We start from the raw sequence: 18,891 nt of genomic DNA on the forward strand, positions 1-18,891 counted from the left end.
CGGCAGCGGGGCTGCGGTCCTGGTCGGGCTCGGTCTCGTGGCTTGGTGGCCTGATGGTGGGTTGCGGCGTGGAGTGCGTCTGCCGCGAGGCGGGGCCGGGTTGCGCAGCAGTAGCTCGTCGTGGACGGCGGTCCGCTCGTGGCGTTCACCGGCCGGCCCGTTCCTTGGTGAGGTGCGGGTGCCGACCGATGTGGCGCTGCCCGGTGGGCGAGGTGACGGCGGGGCGTACGGCGGTCTGGCGCGGGTCCGCGCCGTGGGCCGGCATTCTGAGTACGCGGAGTCCGGCTGGGGTGGCGGACACCGAAAGCGGGGGTTCACACACCGAGCATGCGCCGGAGTTCTGGGGCATGGCGCCGGGAAACGGGGACGACTTCATGGGAACGAGGATCCATGATGAGGAAGAGCTCACCTTTGATGCCGCGTTCCAGTTCCGCTACCCGGCGGAGGTTGACGAGGAAACGCCGGTGTACTCGACGAAATCCGTAAGACGTCAGCATCCGCTCGACGTTGTCGAGACCGCGGGTGGCGGCTTGGATCCTCCCCCTCTCCGTGACCAGCCATACGATGTTCCGGTCGGCCTCGGCATAGCGGATCTCCGACGGAGCGAGCAGGACCAGCCGGTCATTACGCATTCCGATGACGCGTTGGGGGAGCGGGCTGGCCGGTGCTTGGGAGGTGCCCACATAGGGTTCGCCCTCCTGCACTCCGAGAATGCACAGCATGCCCACCACGTGATTCGAGTCGACGACGGGCCGCATAGTCAGCGGTGTGGCGTCCTCTCCCGGGGACACGGGCAGACAGGCGTAGCCGGTCCACTCTTCGCTTCCCTGTGCCTGGTCCATGGCCCACCGCACCACGTCAGGAAGCCCTGTGATGTCCGGTGCCCAGCGTTCGGCCGGTTCGATGGCTGCCGCGACGATGGGGGGCTCGTCCGGCAAGCCGAGATGCCTGAGGGCTGCTTCGTTCGCCGCTATCACCTTGCCTCCGCGGTCCATCGCCATGAACGGACCACTGATCCGGGAGCATTTCTTCCGGAACTCGGAGACTACTTTGTCCGCCTCGTGGACGGCGCGCCGGTATATCTCTTGTTCGATGCACGCGACTGATTTCGTCAGCCATGACGGTACGGACGTGGACAGCGACGCGTTCCAACGCGAGATGTTGATCGACGCGACCGGCGAGCCGGTCACCACGTCGCGTATGGAGATGCCCGCGCAGGACCACTGGTGGAAGGCTTCGCACCAGTGCTCGGGTCCCGTCACCGTCACGGGGCCGGACACCTCGAAGGACGTTCCCATTCCGTTCGTGCCGGTGCACTGCTCCGACCACGACGACCAGGGGGCGAGATTGTGCAACTCGGCCCGCCGCTGTGCGGTGGGGTCGCCCCATGCTCCAAGGACCCGTCCGTCCCCGTCCGTGACGGTGACGACGGCGTCGTCGCGTTCCACTTGCCGGCCAGTCAGCGCGCCGAGGCCGCCGAGCGCGGTGAAGATGACGCCTGTGTCGACTCGTTGGACGTCGGCCCGCGCCGCCGGTGCGACATCCAGCTTCCGGTCCACTTCGTACTGATCACGGCACCGGTACCACGAAGCGAGGATCTCGGGCCGGACGCCGGCTTCTATGTCTTCGCCCGCGGCGAAGCATTCCCACGCACGAGCTACTTCTCTCGCTGATGAGGCAGCCACCACGGAGCCGTTCGCCATGGCGGAGGCCGCGCTGGGCCTGCTCGGTGCGATCGCCAGCGGTGGCACTGTCCCGGTCATCGTGACCTCCTTGTCGCCTGGCGCGTGAGGTTCCCAACCACCAGCGATCAGGTAACCCCATGGCGCACGACATCTCAAGACATGCGTGCGCTCTTCGTTGTGTGTATCGGCAGGTCATGAAGGTGAGTACGGCATGGCCGGTGAGACCGGTCGGGATGAACAGCGTGCTCTGCGCAGTGCCCGCCAGGACACCGGCGTGCGAGGGCGGGCACTGCGCAGCGTGCGCGGCGGCCGTGTGCAGGGGGCGGACGGTGGCGCCGGCGCCTACGTGGGCTCGGTCGGCCAGAATGAGGAACCTGCCAGGTCAGGCATACCTGCAACGGTTGAGAGCGCGGGCTGCCGTCAGATCGCGGGCGGGTCTGCGTGTCGCGGGGGAGAACCGCACAGGACTGCCCGGGGGAGGAGACGGCCGGGACGTTCACGGCCCCGCCGGCGGCGTCTCTTGCCGAGCAGTACGGCTCGCCGGTGGCGCTGCGACCGGGTGGCTCTCACGGTGCCGTACGACGACGTGGCCGCTGCCGTCCGAACGGACAGGGCTGTGTCATGGAGATGCGGCACCCAAAGCGGCAGCAGGCCGCGGGCCGTTGTGCGCATACCGCCGGGCCGGTCGCCTCCGGGACGCTGAACCCGCCCCGCCCGCGCGCCTGTCGTGCGTGTGCGGGGCGCGCAGGAATCGGCTCGCGGCTGCCCGGCTTCCACCGGGCCACCAAGGCGGACAGCCTGCGCGGGCGACCGGCGTCCTTGCGGCAGCGACGGGCCCGTTGCCGCCGGGTCAGGTGAAGGCGCGGTGTTTGGGCGGGAGGGACGGGGTGTCGTGAACGTGGCCGCGGTCAGCAGCAGTCCGGGGGTGCCCACCACGGTGTGTGCCGCCCCGCGGCCGTTGGCCCTCTTCCCGCCGTCGAAGCCCCTGGCCGCGGCCGGCACCGACGCGGCCGCCCCCACCGACCGCGCGTCGATGATGCCGGCCGTGGGCTCCGTATCCCGGGCCGCAGCCGGTCGTTGACCCCGGCGGGCAGGCCCCCCGTCGCTCATGCCGGACGGATCCACCGGCCGCCCCTACGGCCGGTCCACGGCGTTCCCGATCCGGTGGGCGAGGCAACCACACTCCGAAGACGCCCGGTTGGACGGCACCGGCGGCGGCACGGAAGACTGCAGCACCAGGGCCCTCCTGCTGCCCGGCCTGATCCGGCACCCGGAGCAGCTGTGCCGGAAGGCCCCGCTCTCGTGCCGGCCGGCCACAGGATCACCCGACCGGATCGGCGACCTCGAAACCACGCCCGCCCGGACCGACGGAGCAACGGCTTCTCATCACCTGGGCAATTGCCGTAGCTTCGGCCGGAACAACCACAAGTCGGGGCAAAAGCATGTCGACCGCTCGTGGGCGGATGGCCACCGATGATTTCGGCTTCACGACCGTTCGTGGATTGTTCGCCCGCATTCATCCCGCTCTGCTTGTCCTCAAACCGAGGGTCAGTTTAATTTACGTCGAAGGTCAAGCAACGCGGGCCGGCCCGATACATGCAGCACACGAGCGATCATCGGCACCACACGCATGTGTGCCGTCCGGGTCAGCGACAGACCAAAGGCGGTCCTACATGGCACAGGTACGCTGGCTCGCCCCGTCCACTCACAGTCGTGGCGAGGCAACGGTGCACCGGGCGCGGGGGCGGTTCGTGCGGGGCGGGGACGGCCTCCGTGGCGTGCCGGCCGAGACAGCAGTGTCCTGGCACGTATCTGACCACACCACGGGTTACACCAGGAACCAGGCGCAGGACTGACGCGAACGGTACGTCCTGCCGGGGGAACGGCGGTGTCGGGCCGGCCGTGGCGACGACGCTTCCGATTTCGTCGTCAAGAGCCGACGTCTTCCGTTGGTGATTTGTCCCGCGAAACCCGCCAGAATTTTCCTTTCTTGCTAACGAGGAGGTGAAGTCCGGTGACGACTGCCCAGGAACAAGCCGATCTCCTGGCCGCAATCGGCGGACAGAACAAGGCGACCATGGGTGCGCTGCTCGGGACCGGCTCGATTGCCAAGGCAACCGAGCGTGCCGACGGCACCATGGAGGCGACCATCCGCATCCCGGAGGATGCGATGGTGTGGGAGCCCGCGGTCCTCATACTGCCGCATGCCGGCACCGTCGAGTTGACGATCGTCAACGACGACAAGAACACCCACGCCTGCCTGCTGCCCAGTAACGGCGACAAGAAGTTCATCGGTCTGGTGAACCACTCGAAGGGCCGCGCGACGCTCGAACTGGACGGTCCTGGCTACTACTGGTACGGCTCGCCGGCCGGCAATGACGAGGGCAGGGGACTGACCGCCGCCATCGTCGTGACCGGCGAAGTACCGCCGGAAGCCAAGCTCGACCGACCCGCCCAGCCCCGGCCGTAGAAAGGCAGGAACCACCATGACCGTCGAATACGTCGACGCCGGCGAGGCGTTCGACCACAGTCAGCTCTCCAGCCTGCCGCACAGTGCTCCGGACGTGACACGCGGCATCAACTACGAGCGCATCCTCCAGGCGCGCAGCGAAGCGCAGAACTGGATCACCTACTACGGCGACTACGACGGCAAGCGGCACAGCCTGCTCGACCAGATCAACGCCGAGAACGTCAAGAACCTGAAGGTCGCGTGGATCCACCAGGCGAGCGCAACCGGCATGATCGCCTCCACCTCGACCTATGCGTTCGAGGCATGCCCGCTGGTCGTCGACGGCGTCATGTTCGTCACCGGCTGGGACGGCTGGCTCTGGGCGCTCGACGCGACGACCGGCGAGCAGCTGTGGCGTTACAAGCACGCGATCCCCTTCGACGTGACGCTGTGCTGCGCCAACGTCAATCGCGGCTGTGCGGTGGCCAACGGCAAGGTCTACATGGTGACCCAGAACGCCCAGCTGGTGGCAATCGACGCCACGAACGGCCGGAAGGTCTGGCAGAAGACCATCGGCGACGTGCGGGCGGGCGAGAGCGCTTCGATCGCTCCGCTGGTCATCAAGGACACGCTCATCACCGGTTCCGCCGGCGGCGAGTACGGCGTCCGCGGTCACATCGACTGCTGGGACCTGGAGACCGGTGAGCAGCGCTGGCGCACCTACACCGTGCCGAAGCCGGGCGAGCCCGGCTCGGAGACCTGGCCCGACGACGGAGAGGCCTGGCAGCGAGGCGGCGCGAACCACTGGGTCACCGGAACCTACGACCCGGAGCTGAACCTCTACTACGCGGGCACCGGGAACCCGGCACCCGACTTCGACGGCGAGGTCCGTCCGGGGGACAACCTGTACAGCGACAGCGTGGTCGCGCTGGACGCCGACACGGGCGAGATCAAGTGGCACTACCAGTTCACCCCCCACGACCTGTGGGACTACGACTCCACCATGGAGATGACCCTGTTCGAGCGGGACGGCAAGAAGCTGCTCGCTCACTTCGACAAGAACGGGTACATGTTCGTTCTCGACCGCACCAACGGCGAGCTGCAGCACGTCACGCCCTTCGTCGACCGGATCGACTGGGGCGTCATCACCCGCGACGGCAAGGTGACCCCGCGGAAGTACCCCGACAAGGAAGGCGAACCCTGCCACTTCTACCCCGGCCCCGCCGGTGCGAAGGAGTGGACACACGCCTCGTACAACCCGGACCACGATCTGTTCTACGTCCCGGTGGCCGACGTGGGTGCCACTGCCACCCGGCGCCGTCGCGAGTTCAAGGAAGGCATGCCCTACTGGGGTGCCGCCGTCGAGGTGGACATCGACAACATGGCCGGGTCGGTCAGCGCGTTCGACTCGCACGGTGAAGAGAAGTGGCGCTACCGGCTCGACATGCCGATGGCCGCGTCGACCCTGAGCACCGCAGGGAACGTGGTGTTCGCGGGCACGCCCACGGGTGAGTTCATGGCGCTCCACGCCGAGACCGGAGAAAAGCTCTGGAGTTTCCAGTGCGGTAGCGGCCACCACAGCAGCCCGAGTACCTACATGGTCGACGGGAAGCAGTACATCACGGTGCCGGTCGGCTGGGGTGGCTGGCTCGAAGGCATCATGCCCGGCATGTCCGGTCAGGGGCACGGTGCCGCGGTGATCACGTTCTCCCTGTGACGGACAAGTCGCACTGACGAGGCACTGACGCCAGACACGAGGCAACGTCCCGGCGGTCTGCTGTTCACCCGCCCGGTGATCGAGACGTCCCGGTAACGTCCCGATCACCGGGCGAGTGCTTTCCCGCTGACGGGCGGGAAAGCGGGCTGCGCCACGGGCCCTTGTGGTCTCGCAAGCGGTGGATGTCCCGGCCCGTGCCTCGGCCATGGGAAACCAGCGAAGGAAAAGGTGATGTGATGAATCACCCGTCGGTGCCCCAGCGGGACACTGCCGAGCATCTGCCGTGCCACCACTGCGGCGCCTACGAGCCCGCAGACCAGGCGCGACACACCGAGCCGGTGCACTGCGGGCCCTGCATCACGTGCGTCGACAAGCCCGCATGCTTCAGCTGCCGTCTCATGTACTGCGTGTGCGACGTGCACCGGTACCGAGGCTGAACAGCCCACGAGCAGCAAGCCGGCTGCGCCGAGAAGACGTGTCCCCCCCAATGGGGCCGGGCGACGGCAGCGGTGGAAAGCTCCCCTCTGCGCCGTGCACGGCCCCCGGATGAGGGCCGGCGCCCGCGGACGGTGAGGACGCGGGCGGGCCGGCACACCTCGCAAGGCCGCCAAGAACGCGAGGGGGCGATCGTCGCCTCGCCGGACGCAGTCGGCACGGACGGCACAGCCCCCACAGCCCCCGAGGCCGCCCGGAACCCGCGCGGCACGTCCATGTCGCGCGCCGGGGGGTGCCTCCATGTCTTCCGTCAAGCGAGGCGAGGGGATTTGTGGGTTCGTAGAAGGTGCCGTCACGGAGCATCGCGAGCAGGACGCTGGTGCATTGTCGGGCGAGCCGGAGGAGTGCCCGGGGGTGGGCCTTCCCGCGGTTTCCGGCAGCGGTCGTAGTAGGCCCGGCAGGCGGGACCATGCAGGGCGGCGGACGCGGACAGGAACATCGCCCGTTCGAGCCGGCGGTGGGGAAGGAACTGCCGTCGCCGACGGCGGTCAGGAGGACCGCGGCGGTCCTGACGCCGATGCCGGGCACCGAGGTCAGGACCTGCGAGGTCCTGGTCGGAGCCGACGGGCACGGCCGGCTCTGCGGTGACCTCGGCGGGGAGGCCGAGGGTGCGCGGAGTGCGGGGCATGGTGCGGGCGGCGTCCGCGATGACGGTGGCGTCCTTCGCGTCGGTCTTCACCTCGCCGGGGTGGTGGCCCGCGATCCGCCGCATCGCCAGTCCGGGCAGGTAGGCGACCTGGCAGCCGGCCTCCCGGGCAGCCGTGAGCGGCAGGGCGCCGATGGAAGCGGGCCGGTCCACTCCCACCGCAACCGTGCCGAACCTGACCTTGAGCCTGTCGGAGGCAACAGCCGCGCCGGCCCGGTGCCGCGGTCCGGCGCATGGGGCCGCAGCCTCCGGACCCCCCGCCGAGTCGCGGCCAGAACGGCACAGAACGGCCTCGTGCCGCAGCCGTTGCCCCGACAGCAGGTGACCGCGCGCCGCACACGCCGCGGTCACCGGTTGCTTCGCCGACAAGGCCTGCCGCCCATCCGCCATCCGCTAGCGCAGATCGAAGCGGTCGAGCTCCATGACTTTCACCCACGCGGCGACGAAGTCCCGGACGAACTTCTCACCCGCGTCGTCGCTCGCGTAGACCTCCGCAAGCGCCCTCAGCTCGGAGTGCGAACCGAAGAGGAGGTCAACCCGGCTCGCGGTCCATTTCAGCTCGCCGGTGTCCCGGCCGCGGCCCTCGTAGATCGTCGTCCAGACGTGTCCGCTCTGCCGCGGCGCCCACACCGTCCCCATGTCCAGCAGGTTGACGAAGAAGTCGTTCGTCAAAGTCCCCGGCGCCGAGGTCAGCACACCCTCCGAGGAACCTCTGTGGGTGGCTCCGAGTACCCGCAGCCCGCCCAGCAGCACGGTCATCTCAGGCGCGCTCAGGGTCAGCAGGTTGGCCCGGTCGACCAGCATATGTTCCGGCGGCATCCGAAAGCCGTCACCGAGATAGTTCCGGAAGGCGTCTGCCGTGGGCTTCAACGCGTCGAACGACTCGATGTCGGTCCACTCCTGGACGGCGTCGGTGCGCCCGGGACGGAACGAAACGTCGACCTCGTGGCCGCCGGCGGCGGCGGCCTGCTCCACCGCAGCACAACCGCCGAGCACGATCAAGTCGGCCATCGAGATCCGCTTGTCCCCCTGCTGGGAGGCGTTGAACCGCTCTTGGACCGCCTCGAGCACGGGCAGCACGACATCCAGCTGCTCGGGTTCGTTGACCGACCAGCCGCGTTGCGGTTCGAGCCGGATCCGCGCCCCGTTCGCTCCACCGCGCTTGTCACTGTCGCGGTACGTCGAAGCCGACGCCCATGCGGTGGAGACGAGTTGCGCGACGGTCAGCCCCGATCCGAGGATGTCGCGCTTGAGGGCGGCGACGTCGTCGGCGTCCACGACCGCGTGGTCCAGCTCGGGCACCGGGTCCTGCCAGATCAGCCGTTCGGCCGGAACGAGCGGCCCCAGGTAGCGTCGGACCGGACCCATGTCGATGTGGGTCAGCTTGAACCACGCCCGCGCGAACGCGTCCTCGAACTGGTCCGGGTGCCTCAGGAACCGCCGCGCGATCGCGTCGTAACCCGGGTCCTCCTGCAGGGACAGGTCGGTGGTGAGCATGACCGGGTGGTGTTTCTTGTCCGGATCGAAGGGGTCCGGCACGGTGCCCTCGCCCTGGCCGTCGCTCGGGATCCACTGCCACAGGCCCGCCGGGCTGAGCTCGACGTCCCACTTGTACTCATACAATGTTTCGAGGAAGGTGTGGTCCCACCGCACGGGCGTGCGCGTCCACATTCCCTCCAGTCCGGTGGTGACCGTGTCCGCCCCGATCCCGCCGAGCCAGCCCAGGCCCTGCGCGGTGAGCGGCGCTGCCTCGGGCTCGGGGCCGCCGGTCACGTTCGGGTCCGCTGGGCCGTGTGTCTTGCCGAAGGTGTGTCCGCCCGCGATGAGCGCCACCGTTTCCTCGTCGTTCAGGCCCATCCGCCTGAAGGTCTCCCGGATGTCGCGGGCCGCGAGGACCGGGTCGGGATTGGTGGCCGGACCCTGCGGATTGACGTAGATCAGCCCCATCTCGGTGGCCGCCAGCGGCTCGTCGAGTTCGTGCAGACCGCCGTACCGTTCTTCGGCCAACCACTTGCGTTCCGGGCCCCAGTACGTCTCATCGGGCTCCCATACCTCGGCACGACCGCCGCCGAACCCGAAAGTCCTGAAGCCCATCGACTCCAGTGCCCGGTTGCCGGCGAAGACCATCAGGTCCGCCCAAGATATCCTGCGCCCGTACTTCTTCTTCACCGGCCAGAGCAACCGACGCGCCTTGTCCAGGTTGCGGTTGTCCGGCCAGCTGTTCAACGGTGCGAAGCGTTGCATCCCAGCGCTGGCGCCGCCTCGGCCGTCGCTGACGCGGTAGGTCCCCGCGGCATGCCAGGCCATGCGCAGCATGAGGGGACCGTAGTGACCGAAGTCGGCGGGCCACCACTCCTGCGAAGCCGTCATCACTGCGTCCAGATCACGCGCCAGTTCGGCGAGATCCAGGGTATTGAACTGCTCGGCGTAGTCGAAGTCCTCGTCCAGCGGGTTGTCTGCGGGCTGGTTGTGGTGCAATACCTTCAAGTCGACCCTGTGCGGCCACCAGTCGTTGGGACTTCCACCGGCCGCCGGATGATTCCGCCGCCGCGCCGACTGCCCCTCGCTCAAGACCTTGTCGTAGGTGCGGTAGACGTGGGTATCGGGATTCTCGGGCATGGAGTCCTCCCAGGTGTTGCCGAGCCTGAGAATATCGATTGCCTGGGCGCATCGTGTCGGGAGACCGGCGCCGGCACCCGGTCTCACGGTCGCCCGCGGCCGATACGAACAGCCCTGTGGACGGTGCATGTGGATTTCGCCTTGACCGGGTGCCTCTTCAGCACCCGGTCAAGGCGAAGAACGGGCCGGCGCGGCACGGCGGCGGTGCCCCGCCGTTCAGCCGTTGAAGACCAACGGCAGCAGGATCGCCGCCCCGACAAGTGAGATACCGCTGAACAAGTCGGAACGGATCCGGACGGCTTTGGCAGCCATCCGGCCCACGAACAGTCCAGCCAGCGACATGACCACCGTCATCGCGCCGAAAGTCAGCATGGGGATCACGAGAGAGAATCCGGCGATTCCCAGACCGGCGCCTGCGAAGAAATTGTCGATGCTCAGTGTGAGCGGCATACCGAAGAGCGTCACCCACGGATGGTCCATCTCTTCCGGCTCCGGGTTCCGCACTGCGCTGACAAGAAAGCACAGACCGTACGCCCCGAGTGCGGCCGCTCCGATGTATTCCGCCCAATCACCGAGGAAACCGCCCAGGTAGTGACCGACCAGTCCTCCCAAGAGCGGGCCCACGGTGTCGAACGCCCCGAAGATGAGGGATATCTGCACGGCGCGGCGCCAGCTGAACGGAATGGTTCCGATGGCAATCGCCGAGCGGAAGTTATCAAGACTGAGACCAAAAGCGAGCGCCACCAGCGGAAGGAATTCAAGGGTCATCTGAACCACCTTAAAAGGTCCAACGATAATTCAGACTTCTTCTGCAGCCGGGACTGGCTCACTGCTGGGGCACGCTCGCTGTTTCCAGCCGGAAACCCTGCCGCGTACGGAATCGTTGAGAGCGCCCCGCCTGAGCTCTGCACCTCCGCGAACGCGATTCCGGAGGAAAATAGCACGGGAGTTCGATCGCATGGGCATTGGCGTGGCGAAAGGTGCATGCAATCGAGGGATACGGCAATACAATCTGCCCGCCGGCGCGGAACCGTGGAATGCAGCTCTGCTGACGCCGCACGCAATCGATTGTCTCCGGCGGCACGCCTGAAACCCCGGTTCAGCGAATGACGCAAGGCCTCTGCACGATCAATGCTTGCGGCCTTGCGTCAACGCAGACTAATCCAGTCTCGGTTCAGTCACCTTCCGTGACTGCGGGGCATCGAGTAAAACGGCCCGTCAGGTCGGCTGTCAGCCCCGGTAGAAGTATCCACTGGCCTCGGCGCAAACCTCGATCACCGTGTATTCCGGAGTTTCCCACGTCATGATTCCTCCTCCTGCCGACTGTGCCCGAAAGGTTGGGTGAAAGTCGGGAAGCGTGATCCACGTAATTGACGGCCGCGTCACGAAATCCCGCGGTATCGAAACCGTAGCTTCGATTTAACGGGGCGACAACTTACGCTCCACTAGCGGGCGGTAATCGGTGTCGAACGGCACCGTGGAGCCCACGAGCGGGGACCGACGGCCCGCAGCGCCCCGGTGGAGTCCAGCAGGGCGCCGCAACGACCGCGGCAGTGCTGCGGGAGAAGGCAGAGCGGGCGACGGCGGTGGCGCAGGCCGCGGAGCCGGCTGCACGGCGCCCGACACCCTCAAAGCTGACAGCCAATGCGCCTCTGCACGGGTGCGGACAGGCCGGACCCGGTTGGACAGGCCCGACTCCGGGACGCGCACGGTGAGCGAGCCTCAGGCGCCAGGGGACAGGGCGGACAGGCACCGACGACAGGAACGTCGGCGGGCGGTCTCGTGGAATCGCAAGGGGCGTGAGCCGGCCGCCTGCCTGCGAACCGGGCGTGCGCCTGCCGGCCGCGCGCCAGCGCACGCTCCCGCAGGCGGCCAACCGGGCGTCACGTTCGCGGTGTCGACCAGCGCTCGGCCTGCCGGGGGCCGAGGAACGGGCGGTCTCACGACTCGGGAGGACGACCTGGTCACGGGTGCCGGCCGGTCCGCGGCCGGCGCGCTCGTGGAACGCACGAGGCGGTGCACCATGCTGCTGCACCTGCCGCGGATGGTCGGCCACGGCAGGTGAGCCAAGCGTCAAGAAGGCCCCGCCGTGGCCGACCGCGGCGCGCAGGCAGCCGCCCCGCACAGCCCCGGGCGACAGGGAACGAACAAGAACACGGCGATCCCTCGTGGTGGCCGTCCGCGATCCACGGCGCGATCCACGCCGCGATCCTTCATGCCCCGCCCCGCCCCGCCTCGCCCGCGTCGCGAGGGTGCGCCGGTGAAGGCGCTCGGCCTCGGGACCGAGCGAGAACGACTGAGCGGCGGCATGGTCCAGCGCTGGCCTGACCCGCCCCCGTCGGCTGCACCACGCCCCGGGCCGCCGCAGGGCTGCTGAATGCCTGATGTGTGTCACCTGGTCTCGACGGGGACCGCGGTGTTGGTTCAGGGCGCGAGGGGGAGCGGATTTCCCCAGCGTTCCGCGAAGAAGGTCTCCGCCGAAGGGCGCCGCTCACGGGCGGCGGTCTCGCGGTCCCGCAGTTCCTGTGGGAGGAGTTCCGGCGCGGCCAGGGCTCCTGTCGCCGTGATGGAGACAGGCCGGTAGCCGTCCGGAACGCCCAGCGACGTGCGCAGCCGCTCGGGGTCGAAGCCGCCCATCTGGTGGGTGTGCAGCCCCAGGGCGCGGGCTTGCAGGGACAGTTGGGCCACCGCCAGCCCGGTGTCGTATGCGGCGCCGGCGTGCCGTGTGCCGTTCTCGGGGCGCTCCGCCGCAACCGCCGCGACCAGCAGTGAGCTGTTTCCTGCCCACAGTCGGTTGCCGGGCACGAGGGTGGCGAGGATGCGCCGGTACGTCGTGTCGCCTCGCTGCCCGACCAGGAAGCGCCACGGCTGTGAGTTGTGGGCGGAGGGTGCCCACCGGGCTGCCTCCAGCAATGACATCAGCTCTTCTTCGGTGATCGTGCGGGTCGCGTCGAACGAGCGCGGGCTCCAGCGTTCGGCGAGAAGGGGGTGGACGGACACGGCCGTGTTCGCGGTGCGACGTGACATGCGTACTGCCCTTCTTCAGGGTGCGTGGGCGCGTGCACAGGGAGGGTGGGCGGCTCCCCTCGGCCCTCGACTGCGTACGGCCCGCCGAGCACGAAAGCGATCACTGCGGAGCCGGGACGGAGATCTGCGCACCGCCTGGACGACGATCTCCGGGATCTCACGGAACGCGGTTCAGCTCACCCCGGTCCGGAACCGAACCGAATCCGGCCGGTTGGCAGGTGGTTTCGAGCACGGACATCCACAGGTCACCGTCCGGGTCAACCTGGTTACGACGGCTGATCATCAGTGACAGCGGGACATGCACGAAGCGTCGCCGCCAGCGCGCGACAGCGGCTTCAGTACGACCCGCCATGGCGGCGTGCACCGCGGCATGGGCCAGACGCAGGCAGTAAACACTGTCATAAGCGTTGGCGGCGATGCTGCGGATCGCGTAACTCGGGTCGATGTAGCGCATCGCCGGGGCAAGGCCGACCGCAGTCAGGTGGGCCGTGATGCACTCTTTGAGCAGCTCCCCGATGTTTCCGAGTCTGACGTTGCCCGAGGCGTCGGTTCCGCGACCGTTGTACTGGGGCAGGCCGTGCTTCTCGAAGAGGTCTTGGCCTGCCCCCTCGGCGAGGACGATCACCACGAAGCCCTTGGACCGCACGAGCCGCTCGACGTGAGCCAGCAGTCCGTCATCTCCCCCGAGGGCGAAGGGAATCTCGGGGATCAGGACGATGTCCGCGGCGTTGGCGGCCAACGCGGCGTAGCTGGCGATGAATCCGGAGTGCCGGCCCATCAGCTTCACGATCCCGACGCCGTTCGGGCTGGCTGCAGCCTCGACGGAAACCGAGGATATGAAGTCGGTGGCCCGCGCGAACGCGCTCTGGAACCCGAACGACTGATCAGTGAAGGGCAGGTCGTTGTCGATCGTCTTCGGTACCCCGATGACAGCAATGTCAAGACCGCGTCCCCTGATCGCCCTGCTGAGGAACGTCGCGGCGTGCATCCCCCCGTCGCCACCGATGACGAACAGGATGTCGACGCCCCGCATGACGAGGCTGTCGACCATTTCGTCGGCATCTTGGCCGCCGCGCGAGCTGCCCAGAATGGTGCCGCCGGCGTTATGGATATCACGTACTCGTTCAGGCGTCAGTTCGACGGTGTCATCGCGGTGTGCGGCCGTCAGCCCCTGCAGGCCGTTCCGGAATCCAAGAATCTGCTTGACTTTGTAATGCACAGCGAGTTCTTGGACGATGCCGCGGATGACATTGTTGAGACCTGGACACAGCCCCCCGCAAGTGACGATGCCGGCGGTCACGTCCGCGGGATCGAAATAGATCTTCCGGCGAGGCCCGGCTGCTTCGAAACTCGGAACCCGGCCGGGAGGGAGGCTGTGCCCGGAAAGCATCGAGACGGTGTCTTCGAGCAGGACACGGTCACCCTCCGCAACGTAATGCGGAGAGGTCTGTCTGGTGGAGAGCATCTCGGCGAACGGCGAATCGTAACGGCACTCGCCGAGGCGGCGCACGCGAAGGTCGTCCAGGTGCAACGTCACCGAATCTCCTAAATCGTGATGGTATGTGTGCGGCAGCTGAACTTTCTGCCATGGTGCGGTGTCGGCTTCTGTGTTGCCCCACCCCCTCACGTCGCTGAACAGCGGTGACGAGCACCGGCAGGGCCTTTTTTGCAGCTGCCGCAAAAAGTGTCCGCTCGGACATGGACGCCACGGAGAATCGGAAGTCGCGGCGCACCCTATCCCGGAAATGATTCGAAGGTGGTGTGCGTTATGTGGCGAACCTGGCCCCTGGAGATCAGGAGGGACTCGGCGATCGTCGTGCCATCACATTCCCGTGGACGTCCGACAAGGGATCCTCCACTGACACCAGTGGCAACGAAGAAGGCGTCGCCGGCCACGAGCTCGTCGCAGTTGTAGATGCGGTCGAGGGACATGCCCGCTGCGCGGATGGCGTCCGCCTCCTCGTCACGCTGAGGGGCCAAGCGGCCCACCATGCCGCCGCCCAGGGCACGGACCGCTGCGGCGGTCATCACTCCCTCCGGCGTGCCGCCGACTCCGAGGAGCAGGTCGACGTCGAGCGTCGGCAGGAGCACCGCCAGACTCCCCCCGACATCGCCTCCTGCCGGCGTCTGCACGGCCGCGCCCGCCCGCAGCACCCGGGCGATCAGCTCCTTGTGCCGCGGCTTGTCCATGATGACAACGCGGAGTTCGCCGACCTTCTTGCCGAGAGCCTCGGCGACCTTGACCAAGGTGCGCTCGGGAGGGTCGCTCAGATCGATGACGTCCCTCGCCCCGGGGGGCACCACTATCTTGTCCATGTAGAAGCCGGGACCAGGTGACCACAGGGTTCCAGGCTCGCCGAACGCGATCGTAGCCAGGGCACCGGGCAGGTCCTTCGCGCAGAACGAGGTTCCCTCAAGGGGATCGACGGCGATGTCGAAGTCGGGGCCCTGGCCATTGCCTACGACTTCACCGTTGAACAGCATCGGGGCATCGTCCTTCTCTCCCTCCCCGATAACCACTGTTCCTCGCCCAGGCGCGTCGGCCAATGCCTTGCGCATGGCCGACGTCGCCGCTGCATCGGCGGCTTGCTGATCGTGCCGGCCTACCCAGGCGTAGCTGGCCACTGCAGCACTGCGGGTAGCCGCCAGTGCCACCGCCTCCAAAGTATGGATATCGGCGCCGGTCCGCGGCGCGACCTCACTCTGACACTGCATATCGGGCTCCCATTCTCGTGTGCGGATGCGGGACAGAGGGGTCGCGATCGATCGGTACACGCCGTGTGACCAGCTCGATGCATCGCCGTGCCTTCGTTCCGTGAGCCGATCGGGAATCACGCCGTTCCTCCAGCGCCGGCCTCAAGAGCGCGTACTGGCTACTCGAGATTCGCGTGAAGGCGCCACAGCTCGCTGGCCCGCGTCCCGCTGGTCTTCCACAGCGTGTGAAACAGCGCGTCGGTGATCAGCAGGACAGATTGCTCGAACAGGCTGCCGGCGTACTGGACGGAGGCAGTGCCGTCGAAGTCCTGCTTGTCCGCCGCCGGGATGACGAGTATTTCGGTTGCGGCTTCAGCCAGCGCCGAGCCGGCCGCCGTGGTCAGCGCGATCACGTCCGCGCCCTGGTCACGAGCAGTCTGAGCTGCCCGCACCACCCGGGCGGTCGACCCCGAGCCCGATGCCGCCACCAGGACGTCGCCCGAGCCGATCGCCGGAGCAGTCGTCTCACCGACGACGTGGGTGGGGAGCCCGAGGTGCATGAACCGCATCGCGGCCATCTGCAGGGCGAGCCCGCTCCGCCCGGTACCGAGGGTGAACACTTTCGGCGCCTTGAGCAGCAGTTCGCCGGCACGGATCCAGGAGGTGGATTGCACCCCTGCACGCACCTTTTCCACCTCTGCGACAACAGCACGCGTTGCGTCCACGAAATGGCCGGCTTCAAGTTGCTGCGGTATTGACTGCGTCAACGAGATCTTCCTCCGAATGCTGGGCGTATGGCAATGTTCACTTTCACTGCCACGAATCCGGATCCTGGGCAAGGATCCTCGTCCGTTGCGGTCAGGACAGCCATCGCGCGGATCTTCCAGGACACGCCGCACCTTCGCCACAGACACAGTTTCTGCTTCAGCAGAAGGCCGTGGGTCAGAGTGCGGGGGAACAGGCTACTTGCGTGAAATAATTGTTCATCTCCGCGCCGATTGGCAAGACGTACGGCATTGAGAAACAATATCCTGTAATTGGGACAACGAATGACGGTCGACATAATTGCCACACAAGAGCCTGTACTCGTGGCGGGAGCAGGCCGGGAAGAGGAAGCGGCCCCGGCTTCCGGCCGGGGCCGCTGGAGCAACCGCCGTTCAGGAGATTCCCGTCAGCCTCGTCGAACAGGTGGCGGACTGATCAGGGACACCTCCTGCCGGCTGCGGACGGGCATCAACTCGGGCGCACGGACCGCACGCTTCGTCGTGCCGCTTCGACCACGGCCTCGGTGGTGATGCCGAACTGGCTGAACAGGGTCTTGTAGTCCGCCGAAGCACCGAACCGATCCAACGACACGATCTCGCCCGCATCCCCGACGATCCGGTGCCACGGCTGCGCCGAACCCGCTTCAACGGCAACCCGGGCACGCACCGACGGGGGCAGCACCTGCTCCCGGTAGGACCCGTCCTGCCGGTCGAACCACTCCACGCAGGGCATCGACACCACTCGGGTGGCAACCCCTTCGGACTCGAGGATCTTCCTGGCCTCCACGGCCAGCTGGACCTCGGAACCCGTGCCGACGAGCACCACCTCGGGGCTGCCCGAGGACGCCTCGGCGAGTACGTAGCCGCCGCGGGCCACCCCCTCCGCGGAGGTGCCCTTCAGCGTCGGCACGTCCTGTCGGGTGAGCGCCAGCCCGGCAGGGCCGCTGGTGTCCTCCAGTACGGCTCTCCACGCGTGCGCGGTCTCGTTCGCGTCGGCGGGGCGCACCACCGACATTCCGGGTATGGCGCGCAGCGAGGCCAAGTGCTCGACGGGCTGGTGGGTCGGGCCGTCCTCACCGAGACCGATCGAGTCGTGTGTCCACACGTAGGTGACCGGCAGCTGCATCAGCGCGGCCAGACGTACCGCGGGGCGCATGTAGTCGCTGAAGACGAGGAAGGTGCCGCCGTACGGGCGAGTTCCGCCGTGCAGCGCGATGCCGTTGAGGATCGAACCCATCGCGTGCTCGCGGATGCCGAAGTGCAGCGTGCGACCGTAGGGGTGCGCCTTCCAGGCGTGGGTGGAGATCTCGGCCGGTCCGAAGGAGTCCGCACCCTTGATCGTGGTGTTGTTGCTCTCGGCGAGGTCCGCCGACCCGCCCCAGAGCTCGGGCAGCACCTCGCCGAGCTTGGCCAGTACCGCGGCCGAAGCCTTGCGGGTGGCGATCTTCTGGCCGTCGGTCTCCCAGGCGGGCAGGTCGTCGGCCCAGCCGAAGGGCAGCTCGCGCGTGCTGATCCGGTCCAGCAACGCCTTGCGCTCAGGGTTCTCCTTCGCCCAGGCATCGAACTCGAGTTGCCACTTCTCGTGGGCGGCCCTCCCGCGCTCGGCCACCTCGCGGGCATGGGCCAGGACCCCGGCTTCCACCTGGAAACTGCGCTCCGGGTCGAAGCCGACGGCGCGCTTGAGCGCGGCGAGTTCCTCGGCGCCCAGCGCGGCACCGTGCACCTTGCCGGAATTCATCTTGGTCGGTGCCGGGTAGCCGATCACGGTGCGCAGCACGATCAGAGTCGGGCGAGTGGTCTCGGCCCTGGCCTGCTCAACGGCGTCCAGGAACCCTGCCACGTCCTCGCCGCCGTAGACCGTGAGGACGTGCCAGCCATAGGCCTCGTAGCGCTTGGCGGTGTCCTCGGACAGCGCGATGCGGGTGTCGTCCTCGATGGAGATCTCGTTGCTGTCGTAGATCACCGTGAGGTTGCCAAGCTGCTGGGTTCCGGCCAGCGACGAAGCCTCGGAGGTGACGCCCTCCTCGATGTCGCCGTCCGAGGCGATCACGTAGATCTGATGGTCGAACACGCTCCTGCCCTGCTCGGCGTCCGGGTCCAGCAGGCCACGCTCGCGGCGGGCAGCCATGGCCATACCGACCGCGTTGGCCAGCCCCTGGCCAAGCGGGCCGGTGGTGGTCTCCACGCCCACGGTGTGCCCGTACTCGGGGTGACCAGGGGTCAGCGAACCCCATGTGCGCAAGGCCTTCAGGTCGTCGAGCTCCAGGCCGTAGCCGGACAGGAACAGCTGAATGTACAGGGTGAGGCTCGAATGGCCGGCTGAGAGCACGAACCGGTCGCGCCCCATCCACTGTGCGTCGTTGGGGTCATGCCGCATGACCCGCTGGAACAGCGCGTAGGCGACGGGCGCCAGGCTCATAGCCGTGCCGGGATGTCCGCTCCCGCAGTGCTCGACCGCGTCAGCGGCCAGCACACGGGCGGTGTCGACCGCGCGCTGGTCCAACTCGGTCCAGTCTTCGGGGAGTCGCTTGGTCGTCAAGCGAACAACGTCGTCAGTTGATTCGATCGCGTTGTCACGGGAGATCGATTCGATTGCTGCCATGGACGCGCACTCCTGGATAATCTCGGTTCATCTCGAATTCGTACAGAGGAAAACCCGTCATGTAGGCCGCCAGCCGCCATTTCCGGATCGATCTGGCAAAGGGCGGGCAAGGCCCTGGGAAGCGCTCAAGCGGACCGAAGACCGCCCGAGCGTCGCAGGCACCGACTCGACTCCGCCGCAGACAGCGCGCCGA

At 67.6% G+C, this 18,891-nt stretch carries 11 protein-coding genes and 1 pseudogene; 3 read left to right on the top strand and 9 right to left on the bottom strand.

Annotation, left to right across the window (positions count from 1 at the left end; translation table 11 throughout):
* Positions 1-314: 314 nt before the first annotated feature.
* Positions 315-1,763 (bottom strand): DNA-binding protein, encoded by a 1,449-nt coding sequence (locus IE142_RS14610; RefSeq protein WP_191886147.1) that lies wholly within the window; start codon positions 1,761-1,763, stop codon positions 315-317.
* An 814-nt stretch (positions 1,764-2,577) separates the two neighbouring features.
* Here IE142_RS14610 and IE142_RS14615 point away from each other — a divergent pair.
* From IE142_RS14615 to IE142_RS14625, 3 genes are all read left to right on the top strand, one after another.
* Complete coding sequence (locus tag IE142_RS14615) at positions 2,578-2,766, top strand: hypothetical protein (RefSeq protein WP_191886148.1); 189 nt, start codon at positions 2,578-2,580, stop codon at positions 2,764-2,766.
* A gap of 933 nt (positions 2,767-3,699) precedes the next feature.
* Entirely contained in the window at positions 3,700-4,155 is a 456-nt protein-coding gene (locus tag IE142_RS14620) for an MSMEG_3727 family PQQ-associated protein (protein ID WP_043384826.1), read from the top strand.
* A 16-nt stretch (positions 4,156-4,171) separates the two neighbouring features.
* Positions 4,172-5,851, top strand: coding sequence for a PQQ-dependent dehydrogenase, methanol/ethanol family (locus tag IE142_RS14625; RefSeq protein WP_043384828.1), 1,680 nt, complete (start codon positions 4,172-4,174; stop codon positions 5,849-5,851).
* Between the two features lie 750 nt (positions 5,852-6,601).
* Here the strand turns inward: IE142_RS14625 and IE142_RS14630 are convergent.
* From IE142_RS14630 to tkt, 8 genes and pseudogenes are all read right to left on the bottom strand, one after another.
* Positions 6,602-7,277 (bottom strand): annotated as a pseudogene (locus IE142_RS14630) (IS110 family transposase); the annotation flags it as partial.
* Positions 7,278-7,385: 108 nt separating this feature from the next.
* On the bottom strand, positions 7,386-9,611 hold the full coding sequence (gene katG, locus IE142_RS14635) for a catalase/peroxidase HPI (protein ID WP_191886149.1): 2,226 nt from the start codon (positions 9,609-9,611) through the stop codon (positions 7,386-7,388).
* A gap of 216 nt (positions 9,612-9,827) precedes the next feature.
* Positions 9,828-10,379 (bottom strand): manganese efflux pump MntP, encoded by a 552-nt coding sequence (locus IE142_RS14640; protein WP_043384834.1) that lies wholly within the window; start codon positions 10,377-10,379, stop codon positions 9,828-9,830.
* 1,656 nt (positions 10,380-12,035) lie between these two features.
* Positions 12,036-12,638: a nitroreductase family protein gene (locus IE142_RS14645; RefSeq protein ID WP_191886150.1), complete on the bottom strand. Its 603-nt coding sequence runs from the start codon at positions 12,636-12,638 to the stop codon at positions 12,036-12,038.
* 157 nt (positions 12,639-12,795) lie between these two features.
* The gene (locus IE142_RS14650) at positions 12,796-14,175 is read right to left on the bottom strand and encodes an ATP-dependent 6-phosphofructokinase (RefSeq protein ID WP_191886151.1); all 1,380 of its coding nucleotides are present in this window, start codon (positions 14,173-14,175) and stop codon (positions 12,796-12,798) included.
* A gap of 197 nt (positions 14,176-14,372) precedes the next feature.
* On the bottom strand, positions 14,373-15,353 hold the full coding sequence (glpX, locus tag IE142_RS14655) for a class II fructose-bisphosphatase (RefSeq protein WP_191886199.1): 981 nt from the start codon (positions 15,351-15,353) through the stop codon (positions 14,373-14,375).
* 158 nt (positions 15,354-15,511) lie between these two features.
* A complete protein-coding gene (hxlB, locus tag IE142_RS14660; RefSeq protein ID WP_191886152.1) occupies positions 15,512-16,099 on the bottom strand; it encodes a 6-phospho-3-hexuloisomerase in 588 nt (195 codons plus the stop codon).
* A gap of 466 nt (positions 16,100-16,565) precedes the next feature.
* Positions 16,566-18,698: a transketolase gene (tkt, locus tag IE142_RS14665; protein ID WP_191886153.1), complete on the bottom strand. Its 2,133-nt coding sequence runs from the start codon at positions 18,696-18,698 to the stop codon at positions 16,566-16,568.
* Between the last annotated feature and the right edge of the window lie 193 nt (positions 18,699-18,891).

Origin of the sequence: Streptomyces mutabilis (genome assembly GCF_014649815.1) — a bacterium.
Taxonomy (GTDB): Bacteria; Actinomycetota; Actinomycetes; order Streptomycetales; family Streptomycetaceae; genus Streptomyces; species Streptomyces mutabilis.